General features: G+C 51.4%; 13 protein-coding genes. 9 read left to right on the top strand and 4 right to left on the bottom strand.

Annotated elements, in window-relative coordinates:
- Nucleotides 1-86: 86 nt before the first annotated feature.
- The 4 genes from C8N40_RS21190 to C8N40_RS21175 all read left to right on the top strand — a co-directional run bounded on the left by C8N40_RS21190 (nt 87) and on the right by C8N40_RS21175 (nt 2535).
- Nucleotides 87-584, top strand: coding sequence for a CHRD domain-containing protein (locus C8N40_RS21190; RefSeq protein WP_108213818.1), 498 nt, complete (start codon nt 87-89; stop codon nt 582-584).
- A gap of 94 nt (nt 585-678) precedes the next feature.
- Entirely contained in the window at nt 679-1065 is a 387-nt protein-coding gene (locus C8N40_RS21185; RefSeq protein WP_108213817.1) for a hypothetical protein, read from the top strand.
- A gap of 10 nt (nt 1066-1075) precedes the next feature.
- The gene (locus tag C8N40_RS21180) at nt 1076-1642 is read left to right on the top strand and encodes a YceI family protein (protein WP_108213816.1); all 567 of its coding nucleotides are present in this window, start codon (nt 1076-1078) and stop codon (nt 1640-1642) included.
- A 2-nt stretch (nt 1643-1644) separates the two neighbouring features.
- Nucleotides 1645-2535 carry a DUF5777 family beta-barrel protein gene (locus tag C8N40_RS21175; protein ID WP_108213815.1) on the top strand — a complete coding sequence of 297 codons (891 nt, stop codon included), beginning with the start codon at nt 1645-1647 and terminating at the stop codon, nt 2533-2535.
- A gap of 78 nt (nt 2536-2613) precedes the next feature.
- Here C8N40_RS21175 and C8N40_RS21170 read toward each other — a convergent pair whose 3' ends face one another.
- Together C8N40_RS21170 and C8N40_RS21165 are read right to left on the bottom strand one after the other, a co-directional pair.
- Nucleotides 2614-3510: a cation diffusion facilitator family transporter gene (locus C8N40_RS21170; RefSeq protein ID WP_108213814.1), complete on the bottom strand. Its 897-nt coding sequence runs from the start codon at nt 3508-3510 to the stop codon at nt 2614-2616.
- Between the two features lie 85 nt (nt 3511-3595).
- Entirely contained in the window at nt 3596-3805 is a 210-nt protein-coding gene (locus tag C8N40_RS21165; RefSeq protein WP_108213813.1) for a heavy-metal-associated domain-containing protein, read from the bottom strand.
- Nucleotides 3806-3956: 151 nt separating this feature from the next.
- Here C8N40_RS21165 and C8N40_RS21160 point away from each other — a divergent pair, with 151 nt between their 5' ends.
- The 5 genes from C8N40_RS21160 (at nt 3957) to C8N40_RS21140 (ending at nt 9677) form a co-directional block, all read left to right on the top strand.
- Entirely contained in the window at nt 3957-5210 is a 1254-nt protein-coding gene (locus tag C8N40_RS21160) for an ATP-binding protein (RefSeq protein ID WP_108213812.1), read from the top strand.
- A gap of 312 nt (nt 5211-5522) precedes the next feature.
- Complete coding sequence (locus tag C8N40_RS21155; RefSeq protein WP_108213811.1) at nt 5523-6635, top strand: sensor histidine kinase; 1113 nt, start codon at nt 5523-5525, stop codon at nt 6633-6635.
- 71 nt (nt 6636-6706) lie between these two features.
- On the top strand, nt 6707-7414 hold the full coding sequence (locus C8N40_RS21150; RefSeq protein WP_108213810.1) for a LytR/AlgR family response regulator transcription factor: 708 nt from the start codon (nt 6707-6709) through the stop codon (nt 7412-7414).
- Nucleotides 7415-7602: 188 nt separating this feature from the next.
- A complete protein-coding gene (locus tag C8N40_RS21145; protein WP_108213809.1) occupies nt 7603-8265 on the top strand; it encodes a phosphatase PAP2 family protein in 663 nt (220 codons plus the stop codon).
- A gap of 122 nt (nt 8266-8387) precedes the next feature.
- Nucleotides 8388-9677, top strand: coding sequence for an MFS transporter (locus C8N40_RS21140; RefSeq protein ID WP_108213808.1), 1290 nt, complete (start codon nt 8388-8390; stop codon nt 9675-9677).
- Nucleotides 9678-9750: 73 nt separating this feature from the next.
- Here the strand turns inward: C8N40_RS21140 and C8N40_RS21135 are convergent, their stop codons facing one another.
- Both C8N40_RS21135 and C8N40_RS21130 read right to left on the bottom strand, forming a co-directional pair.
- Complete coding sequence (locus C8N40_RS21135; protein ID WP_108213807.1) at nt 9751-10467, bottom strand: LytR/AlgR family response regulator transcription factor; 717 nt, start codon at nt 10465-10467, stop codon at nt 9751-9753.
- A gap of 132 nt (nt 10468-10599) precedes the next feature.
- Nucleotides 10600-11637, bottom strand: a complete 1038-nt coding sequence (locus C8N40_RS21130; protein WP_108213806.1) for a sensor histidine kinase — start codon at nt 11635-11637, stop codon at nt 10600-10602.
- Nucleotides 11638-11811 lie beyond the last annotated feature (174 nt).

Below are 11811 nucleotides of genomic sequence, written 5' to 3'. Positions count from 1 at the left end.
ACCACCACGATAACACAGCCCCCCTGTGTGTTAGGAAGAAGCATATTGCCCACACATTTCAATTCTTACTTTTAATTTTTAATGAGATGAAAACATACCGAATCTCAATAAAAACCCTGTTCGCCATCATGTTACCCCTGCTGTTTATCATGAGCAGCTGCAACGACGACGATGATGGCGGCAACCCGAATCCGATGGATGAGATCATCCAGCTGCAGGAGGTGACGCTGACCGGCGCCCAGGAAGTGCCTGCCAACACCTCGGAGGCAACTGGCACCTTCCGGGGCACCTACAACAAGACCACCCGCGTGATGACCTACAACATCACCTTCCAGGGCATTACGCCTACCGCCATGCACTTCCACAGGGGCGCCGTGGGCTCACCCGGCCCGATCGTGATTCCGATTAACCCGGGTTCTGACCCTTACTCAGGCACCAACCCCTTCAGAAGCCCACTCTCCGGCTCTACCCCGGCGCTTACAGCCGACCAGGAGACAGAGTTGCTGAGCGGCGGCTGGTTCCTCAACATCCACAGCAGCGCCTTCCCTGACGGAGAGATCAGGGCACAGGTACTGCCACAATAGTTCATAGCTACCCGCCCGGCTGCACGCTCACTGGCAGTCGGGCAGGTCTCTCCCCCCTGTCCTGTATTTCTTCAAACCACCTCATACAGCTGCTATGATTCGCCAAAGTATAAAACTCCTGTCGGTACTGACTTTCGTGCTGGCTGTTGCCGCTGTTTCCTGCACCGACGACAACGAAGAAGACCTGATGCCAGATGATCCGCTGGCGCAGTGCAACACGGACGACGTTACGTTTTCGGGTACTGTTGTGCCCATCCTTGCTGCCAACTGCTACCGATGCCATGCTGCCAACATTGCCGAGGGCGGGGTGGTGCTGGATAGCTACGAGGGTGTAATCGAGGAGGCCCATCACGGGCACCTGGTTGGGGTGATTGCGCATGCGCCCGGCTTTATCCCCATGCCCCAGGACGCGCCCAAACTAGCGGAATGTGACATCGCCAAAATCCGCAAATGGGTGGATGCCGGCGCCCCGAACAATTAATCAACTACTTATGAAGCCCTTGCTCCTACTTTTATTTCTGCTGCTAGGCACTCAAACCCAGGCACTGGCGCAGGCCCGGTACGCTACCAAAACAGGCCACATCTGGTTCTTCTCAGATGCCCCGTTAGAGGACATTGAGGCGCACAACCGCAAGGTCGTTTCCATTTTAGACACGAACTCCGGCGAACTGGTTTTCTCGGTGCCCATGAACGAATTCCAGTTCCGCAAGAAGCTGATGCAGACCCATTTCAACGAGAACTACGTGGAGTCGGACAAGTACCCGAAGGCCTCCTTCAAGGGCAAGGTCATCAACATAAAGGACGTGAACCTGCAGCAGAACGCAGCCTACAAAGTGCGGGTGCAGGGGGTGCTCAACATACATGGCCGGAACAAGGACATCGACACGGTGGGGGTGCTGGAGGTGAAAGACGGCCGGCTGTACGGCAAGTCCACCTTCTCGGTAACGCCGCAGGAGTTCGATATCAGGATACCGAGGCTGGTGCGCAACAACATCGCCCGGCGCATTGACATTTATGTGGATATCACTTACGAACCATTAAAGGGCAACAGCCTCTAGTTATGCGAAAGCGATACGTTCTGATTATACTTTGCTGCCTGGCCCTGCACACGGCAAAGGCGCAAGACGACCTGTTGCAGCTGGCGGAAAGCAGCGACAGCGCAGCCACGGAGCTGGTAACAGGCACCTTTAAGGCTACGCGTCTGGCAAATGGGCACTCGGTGGAGACAAATGGGGCGGGCGTGCTGCTTTTCCTGATCTCCCACCGCTTCGGCACCCTCAACAGCGGCGCCTACGAGTTCTTCGGGCTCGACCAGGCCACCATCCGGCTGGGGTTGGAGTATGGCCTCACCGATAGGCTGAACGTGGGCATCGGGCGCAGCTCGCTCGAGAAGACCTACGACGGCTTTTTAAAGTATAAACTCCTGCAGCAACGGCAAGGGATGGGCATGCCTGTTACCCTCACGCTGTTTACCAGCGCCGCCATCCGCACCCTGGACTGGCCGCAGGAATCCGGCGGCAACTTCGACTCCAAACACCGGTTCAGTTATACTTACCAGGCACTGCTTGCGCGCAAGTTTACCGAACGGCTCTCGCTGCAGCTCTCCCCCACGCTGGTGCACCGCAACCTCGTTCCCACCCGCCACGACGATACGGATGTGTACGCCCTGGGGGCCGGGGGCCGCTTTAAAATCACCAAACATACCTCGTTTAACGCCGAGTATTACTACCTGCTCTCCAGCCAAACGCGCGAGGATTTTCGGAACGCCCTCTCCCTCGGGTTCGATATTGAGACGGGCGGGCACGTGTTCCAGCTCATCTTTACCAACGCGCAGGGCATGGTGGAGAAGTTCTTCGTACCACAGAACACCGGCTACTGGTCCGATGGCGACATCTACTTCGGCTTTAACATCTCCCGTGTGTTCGATATGAAGGGAGAAGAGAAATGGTGAAGTATACTTTGTCCAAATAAAACGCCCCCAGCCTGCGGCTAAGGGCGTTTTATACTTTTAAAGTATGGCTAAGCTGGGTTAAGAAGTCGGGCATTTTTCGCCCACACGCTCCAGCTCCAGCGTCACCTCCTGTATGCCATACGGCCTTAGTTTTTTCTTCACCTCTTTCTTGATAAGGGGCCACTCCTGCTCTTGCTGCAGCACCACATGCGCCGTCAGTACATGGTGCTCGCCATCCAGCGACCATACCCGCACCTGGTGCACATCCTGCACGCTGGCCAGCGAAAGCACCTGCTCACGCAGGGTTGCTAACTTTGTATGAAGTGGGTTTGCCTGCAGCAGCACCTTAATAGCCGCCCTGCCGTTCCTGCCAGCGTTCACAAGCATAAACACCGCTATTCCTATCGACAGCAGCGGATCGAGCCAAGGCAACTCAAAGAATATGAGCACTACGCTTGCCACCAGTACAGCTGCCCAGCCCAGCAGGTCCTCGAGCATGTGCAGCGACACAGCCTTTTGGTTGAGGTTATGCCCGCCGCGCAGTTTCAGGAACGCGGCTCCGTTCACGGCCAGGCCCAGCAGCGCGAAGAGCAGCATGCCCTGCGCATCCGGCATTTCGGGGTTTAAGAGCCGTTCCAGCGCCTCCTGCAGCACGTACACGGAGCCAAGTATAAGCACCAGCGAAGTAAGCAGGGCGCCGGCCACTGAATAGCGCTTGTAGCCATACGTGTAGGTGGCGTTCCCCTCCTGCTCCGACTTCCGCTGCAGAAAATAACTGACGCCCAGCGCGAAGGCATCGCCAAAGTCGTGCAGGGCGTCGCTCATAATGGCCACGCTGTTCACAAAAAAACCTCCAATCAGCTCCAGCACGGCAAAGCCCAGGTTCAGGAAGAAAGCAAAGCCGATGTTGTTGGTGGCGTGGTGGTGGTGATGTCCGTGGTGGTGATGGTGTCCGTGGTGGTGATGGTGTCCCATAGTTTAAAGTATAAATGCCCCGTCTGCCTCAGCAGCAGGGCTGTTTTTTCATAGTTTTAGGATGTACTCTCGATGATTATACTTGCTAAAGCGCCTCTGCCTTGAAGCCGGCTTTCTCTACGGTGGCAATTACCTCGCTGGCAGAAAGGGAGTCGGTTTTGACGGTGAGGGTTTTGTTGCGGCTGGCGGTATCCACGCTCCACTCGCACACGCCTTCGGCGGCATCGAGCACCGGCGTTACCTTAGACACACAGCCGCCGCAGTTGATGTTGGTTTTGAATTGTAGCTCTTTCATGTTCTATTCTTTAATTAAGGATGTTGAATAGGACAAAAGTAGCAGGTGGAGTGGGTGGAGGTGTTACAGAATTTTAGCGAAGTGTTGCAGGATTTTATTCATTAAAATAATATATTTAATTATATATATTTACACAAAACACTACTCATTTATGAAAATAAACCCCTTTACCCCAAACTCACCTTCAGGTCCTGGAATGTTTGCAGGTCGCATTAATGAGATCTTTGCAGTTGAAAAAATCTTCTTACAAACTAGAGCTAACAAAGGGCATGGCTTTTTACTTCTTGGTCAGAGAGGTATAGGAAAAACATCTCTTCTTAATCTTCTTAAGTATCAAGGGGAGGGTTCAATTACAACAATTAACGAGGAAAAACTGAATTTCCTCGTTATTGAGATTGATATAACAAAGGAAACAAGCCAATATAGTTTAATTAAGAAAATTGAATTAGCATTAAAAAGGAAATTAGCCCGAACAGAGCCTACTAGAAAACTTTTCAATGATATATGGAGCTTCCTTGGAAAAATTGAAGCGGCAGGAATCAAGATAAATACGTCTAAAGATGTTGATGAAGAGCTGCTATTTGAAGAATTCTCATACTCTCTAGCTGATACACTTAAGCGAGTAACAAACAAGCATACTAATTCAAGATTTGACTCAAATTTTGATGGGATTTTATTAATTATTGATGAAGCTGATAATGCTAACAAGGAACTTCAATTAGGTAGTTTTGTTAAACTACTTTATGAACGCCTGCAAAAAGAAGGGGTGCAGCAACTTATGATTGGTATTGCTGGTCTTCCAAAAACAAAAGAGATTTTAATTGAGAGTCATCCTTCATCTTTAAGGATATTTGAAGAGTTATATTTGGACAGGTTGTCAGATAGTGATATTAATTATGTTTTAAATAGAGTTTTAGAACATTCCAAAGAAATCAATAGTGATGAAACAGTCATAATTGATCCAGCTAAGGATCTATTAATAAAATTATCCGAAGGTTTCCCTCATTTTATACATCAATACGGCTATTGCGCATTCGATTTATCAGATGGTAAAACTATTACTGAGGAGAACGTTTTAAATGGAGCTTTTGGCAGTAATGGCGCAATTGAAAAGATTGGGGATAAGTATTATAGAGATGATTATTACAATAAAATAAAGGTAGAAAGCTATCGGCAAGTATTAACTATAATGGCAGAGAAGCTTGACGACTGGGTCACAAAAAAATATATTAAAAGTAAGTTTAAAGGCACTGAAATTACACTAAACAATGCTATTAGTGCTCTAAGAAGTAGAGGTATAATTTTATCTAAGGAGGGCACCAATGGCACTTATCGACTTCAGGATAAAGGATTTGCATGGTGGATTGTGATGAATCAAGAAAAAGAGAAAAAAATAAGAAACTAAGTTAAGCTTCAATAAAGTATGAAAGGCCATGTTGACTCCCCTCAATGGCCTTTTATACTTTATTCCCATTTTTTCATCTTAAACATTTCTGCACCTCGGCAGGTGAAATAATTAAGTATAAACAAATTGGCGGTTACAACTCAGCCAGCTTTCCATTTCCCAAGTATAAATTTTGACCAACAGTACTTTTTAATTGACGAACGGTAACACCAACCGGGCCTGGCGGTACTTTTCATCCACCAACCTATGGTTTTTAGAGGAGAGAAGTAAAATTATTTTCCTTGCTTTGTCGGAGAATTAATAAGTAAACCCATGCTGACAACCCGGCACCTGATCGCTTTTATTTGGAGCATACTGGCCGCCGCCATTCTGCTGAAGATCAACATGACGGCCATTATGCCTTTCGGGGCCAGCCTGCTTTATGTGGCGGTGCTGGTGCCGGCGCATATCGCCTGTGCCCACCTGCTGGCCGACCTGGCGCTGCCGCGCTTTATGCTGCGGAGGCAGATGTTCCGCTTCTCACTACTGGTGTTGCTGGCCTGTGCGGGCATGTCGGTGTTACTGGCGTTTGTGGATTTGTGGCTGGAGCAGCTGCTGCACTACCGCCTCCTCAACTTCGATGGCGGGCACCTGGAGTTTGTGCCGCGGGCGCTGGGCCTGTTTACCGGGCTCTTGCTTACGAGCAGCGCCATCTGCGGCATCCGCTTTTACACCGAGCACAGCCGAATGGAGAAAAAGCACCAGCAGCTGCGGGCCGAGCACCTGGAGGCAGAGCTTAAACTGCTGCGCGACCAAATTAATCCGCACTTCCTGTTCAATGTACTCAACAGCATCCATGTGCTCATGAACAAAGACACGAAGAAGGCCTCGCAGGTGCTGTTTCAGTTTGCCGACCTGCTGCGTTACCAGCTTTACGAGTGCTCGCAGGCGGCTATTCCGCTGGAGCAGGAAATAAGCTACCTGCAAAACTACGTGCAGATTGAGCAGGTGCGCCATGGCAAAGAGCTGCGCCTCGATACCGACTGGGCCACCCATACGTATGGGCATACCATCGCCCCTTTCATACTTGCTCCCTTTGTGGAGAACGCCTTTAAGCACGTATCGCGCGCGGCAGCCGGAGGCAATTTTATACAGGTCCGGCTAAGCACAGAGCAGCAAGGGCACCTCCGCCTGGAAGTATGGAACAGCTACGACGAGCCTGCAGAGGTAGTACAGCCAAACAAAGCCGGAGGCCTGGGCCTGGAAAACGTAAAAAAGCGGCTGGACCTACTCTACCCCGGCCGGCATACCTTACAGTTTCAGCAGGAGTTCGGCATTTTCCGGGCGAAGCTGGACTTAGACCTTTCGGAAAGTATAAGCCCAGCAAAAACAACGAAGCAACCTACACTGCATGCCGCGTTGGTTAATCAAATTTTGAATGAGTGAATGAGTGAATAGAAATCACCCTTTCTAACTCTTAAACTCCTAAACTCTCTAACTCCCAAACTCTTAAACTCATGAGGTGTATTATTGTGGATGACGAGGCGCTGGCGCGCGAAGGAATGGAAAGCTACGTGGCCGAGGTGGACTACCTGGAGCTGGTGGGCAGCTACAACAGTGCCGTGGCCGCCCAGAATGCCCTGCAACAACACCCCGTAGACCTCATGTTCCTGGACATCAACATGCCCCGCCTCACCGGACTGAACCTGCTGGAGCTGCTGCCCAACCCGCCGCTCACTATTCTGGCCACGGCCTACCCCAATTTTGCCCTAGAGGGTTTCCGGCTGGATGTGGTGGATTACCTGCTCAAGCCTGTGTCGCTGGAGCGTTTTCTGAAAGCGGTGAACAAGGCGCGGGATTTATACTTGCTCCGGCAACAGCAGCAGGCGCCACAACAGCCCGCTGAGGCCGACTACTTTTTCGTGAAGCACAACCGCGCGCTGGAAAAGGTGTTACTTGCTGACATACTTTATGTAGAGGGCATGCAGAACTATGTGCAGATTCATACTACCACCCAAAAGCTACTGGTGCACCAGACGATTAAAGCCGTAGCAGAGCGTTTGCCGGAACAGCAGTTTTTCCGTATCCACAAGTCCTACATTGTTAACCTGAGCCAGGTGCAGGCACTTGACGGCAGCAGCGTACGCATCGGGAGCCGCCTTCTGCCCCTGGCCCGAAGCCAGCGCGAAGCGCTGCTCCAGCGCATCGGGCACCGGTTTCTGTAGGTTAAAGCATTAATTGGTTATAAACACGCGTAAGTACGACACACAAAATAAAACCATGAATTTTGCAGTTCTTCTAAGTATCCCTGTTCCTATGCCTGGAGCAGGGTAACTGCTTTGCCGCTCCCTTTCGCGGCCTGCCCTTGTCTCAATTTAAGTTACATCATTGGCTATAAGGCACCAGGGCACCTATGTCAGGTGAACCCTTCTGGTTTATACTTGCCTTCGCTAAAAAGAAGATTTTACGATTTACCATGTTTCTCCTGCAACATCTTTTACTTTACCTTTTTGTAAGCACCATCACCGATACATTTCAGGCCGTGGACCTGGCTACGCTCGAAGCCCTGAACAGCAGCAGAGTCACCGACCTGGACATCCTTCTGCTGGCCTTAACCATGAGTGCCTATGGCCTGGGGGCAGTTGTTCCGGTTGCCTTATACTTGCTAGGGCATATCCGGAAAAGCGCCGCGCTGCGCCTGAAGGCCTTCCAGTACGTGTTGGCCATGTGCTTGATGGTGGGGGTGATTGGCGCGCTCAAGTATACAGTTAACCGGACCAGGCCTTTTATCGGCCACCACAGCATTGAGCGGATAGCGGAGGCCAGCAGCCCTTCGTTTCCGTCGGGTCACACGGCTTTTGCCTTTACCGCTGCCGTAGCCCTGGCATTGATGTTCCGGAATGCCCCGCTGCGCATCACGGTGCTGGCCTGGGCCGTTCTGGTGGCGTACTCCAGGTTGGCGCTCGGGGTACATTACCCCAGCGATGTGCTCGCATCCATCCTCATCGGCACGACAGCCGCCATGGCCGCCCATTATACTTTCCGGAAGTATGGCAGTTTAGCTCCAATCCGGTAAAACATGTAAACCAAGTATAAAATATTGCGCCTGAGCACGGCAACGGCACGACGGAAAAGCTTCTGAAGTCGCGCCCGCTTTGCTGGTGCCAGCGTTTAACAAAAATACTCTATCAGACAACTATGAAAGAACATATACCCACAACCGCGACAGCTGGCCAAGTCCCGGTCGCAGCGCAAAACTTTTCGCGGTACCAGGTATTTATTGTAGCTATCCTGGCTATCCTGCAATTCACCATCATCCTGGACTTTATCGTACTCTCCCCGCTGGGCGCGCAGCTGATTCAGGAGCTTGCCATTACGCCGCAGCAGTTTGGCTGGGTCGTGTCGGCTTATGCGTTCAGTGCGGGCGCCTCGGGTCTGCTGGCCGCCGGCTTTGCCGACAGGTTCGACCGTAAAAAGCTGCTGCTTGTTTTCTACAGCGGCTTTATCCTCGGCACGCTGCTCTGCGGCCTCGCCCCGGACTATTACTCGCTGCTCATCGCCAGAATCGTGACGGGTATTTTCGGCGGGGTTATCGGCTCCATTTCCTTTGCCATCATCACCGATTTGTTTCCACTACAGATGCGGGGCCGCGTGATGGGTTTTGTGCAGATGGCATTTGCCGTGAGCCAGGTAATGGGAATTCCTCTGAGCTTATACTTAGCCAACCTCTGGGGATGGCATGCGCCCTTCCTGCTGCTGGTGGGCGTGAGCGTGCTGGTGGCGGCAGCGGTTATACTTTACATGAAGCCGATTGACGCACACCTGAAGCTGCAAACGGAAAGCAAAGCTGTCTGGCACCTGGTGCGGGTAGTCTCGAACCGGCACTACCTGAAGGGCTTTGGGGCCATCGTGCTGCTGGCTACCGGCGGCTTTATGCTCATGCCTTTTGCCAGCACCTTTACCGTCTATAACCTGGGCATCAGCCTGGAGCAGCTGCCCATGATTTACATGGTAACCGGCTTATGCGCTATGGTGGCCGGGCCACTCGCAGGCAAGCTCAGCGACCAGTTGGGCAAGTATAAAGTCTTCTTCTGGGGCTCCGTGATCTCGATAGTGGTGATAGCGTTCTACTGCAATCTCGGTCCTTCGCCGCTCTGGCTGGTACTCCTGCTAAACGTAATTATGTTCATCGGCATCACCTCCCGCATGGTATCGGCCACCGCCCTGATGAGCGCCGTACCCGACCCTGCCGACCGCGGTGCCTACATGAGCATCCAATCGTCGGTGCAGCAGGTATCGGGCGGTCTGGCTACGATGGCGGCTGGTTTGATTGTGGTGCAGTCGCCGGGCGGGGCGCTGCTGCATTACGACGTAATTGGCTACGTAGTGATAATCACTACCCTGGTAACCATGTTCAGCGTGCTGGCTATTGATAAGCTCGTGCAGAGAAAAGTGGCCGCCGCCGCTGTGGCCGGCGCGACTGTTTAGGTTATAATTTTATACTTTGTGGTTGGTGTTAACGCACAGCAGGCTCCCATATAGCGGGAGCTTGTTGTGCGTTTTATACGTTGTCCGCCTTCGCCAGAAACTGCTCGCGGTAGGTCAGGCCAATGGGAATGGCTTTGCCAGCGATGGTTACCTGGTGCCTTTCTAGCACGTCGAGGTGGTTTAACGAGACGATGTAGGACTTGTGCACCCGCACAAACTGGTCGGCTGGCAGCAGTTCCAGCACCTCCTTCATCGTCAGCAGCGAGAGTATCTTTTTGCCTTTGGTGCAGAAGGCCATGTAATTACCGGCTCCCTCTACATACAAGATATCCTCCAGCTTTACCTTATAGGTCTGCGTACCGCTTTTAATCAGCACATGCGCTTTATCGTGTGTGGGTATAGCTGGCTCTACAGGCGCAGGCTTGTCTTTTTTCTTCAGGTTCTGCAGCTCCACCGCCTTGTTTACCGCTTTCAGGAAACGGGCATAGTTGATGGGCTTAAGCAGGTAATCCACCGCATCATAGTTGTAGCTTTCGGCCCCGAACTCGGGGTAGGCCGTGGTAAATACCACCATCGGCTTGCGTGGCAGCGCGTGCAGCAACTGCATCCCCGACAGCTCCGGCATGTTGATATCCAGGAACACGAGGTCCACTTCCCGCTCCATCAGAAAAGCCAGCGCCTTCACCGGGTTACTGAACGTGCCCACCAGCTCCAGAAACGGCGTTTTCCGGACATAATCCGCCGCCAGCTCCAAAGCAAAAGGCTCATCATCTACTACAATGCAATTCATGAGTTTGGGAGTTTGGGAGTTTGAGAGTTAGAGAGTTTGGGAGTTAGAAAGTTAGAAGGTTAAAAAGTTAAAAAGGGGGAATTCTATTCGCTCATTCACTCAGTCACTCATTCAAAATTCTGTCACCGAAACTCAATCCAGCCGGAGCATGAGCTTTGTATGAAAGGTATCATCTTTTTGCGAGATTTGCAGCTGGTGGTTGTTGGGATATAACAGAGCCAGCCTTTTCTTCACATTCTCCAGTCCTACTCCTCCTGCTTTTCGGCCCAGCTCATTTTTGGCTTGGGCAATGCTGTTCTCCACTTCAAAGTATAAATCCATATCTTCCACCTTTAATTTAATTAAAATGTCGGATGGTTTATCGAGCCGAATGCCGTGTTTGAATGCGTTCTCCACGAAAGGGATAAGGATGAGCGGCGCGATTTTATACTTGCTGTAGTCACCCTCCACACAAAACCTTACAGCTGCCTGTATCTCCTTCGAGAGGCGCATTTTCTGCAGTTCGATAAAGCTCTCCATGTACTCCACCTCCCGCGACAGTTCTATACTTGCCACGTTGCTTTCGTAGAGCATGTAGCGCATCAGGTTGGCTAGCTTCTCGATAATGCCCGCCGTCCGTTCGTCGCCGTTGCCTGCCGCGCTAGCGTAGGCCATGTTGAGCACGTTGAACAGGAAGTGCGGATTTACCTGCGCCTTCAGGAAGTTAAGTTCAGCCTGCAGCATCTCCTCCTTCAGTTGCTGCCGTTGCTTCTCGTTGCGGAGCCAGTTTTTGGTAAAACCATACCCCAGCGCCATCGAGAAAATGATGAAGTTGAACAGCAGGTTGATCACCAATTGCCCCCCAAAGCCCTCGTCTTCGGTAGAGTAGTAGTTGATAAAAACCAGGTAATCTATACTTGTCTCCAGCACCGTCAGCCCCACCCAAAGCAACAGGATACTCAATAGAAATTTAACAGCCTTTTTATCCGTAGAGTAACGCGGAATGAGGACAAGGGCTATTGTGTAGAACAGGCAGATGTTGAGCAGCGTGCCAATGGTCACGGGCAGCAGGATACTGCCGTCGGCGCTTCGGAAAGACCCCAGCGTGTTTACCCAAAGTATAATGGCCAGGTAACCGGCCAGCCAGAGGATAGTATGGATAAGGGGTTCTATGTGTTTGCGTTGCAGCATTAGGGTGATGTGATCTTTTATACTTTGATAGCGTTAATACTTTATGTCTTGTGCCTTTCCCTCATTCATGGCGCAAGTCGGGAATGTAATTTAAACTGTGTCATTTCTATATTTCCATTTACTGGCCCTGTTGGTGTACTGGTGTGAATCCTTACAGCAACAGGGCCACACTTT

Source organism: Pontibacter mucosus (assembly GCF_003054055.1).
Lineage (GTDB): Bacteria > Bacteroidota > Bacteroidia > Cytophagales > Hymenobacteraceae > Pontibacter > Pontibacter mucosus.
The sequence above is the reverse complement of the archived record's forward strand: the minus strand, read 5'-3'. Positions and strand labels throughout refer to the sequence as shown.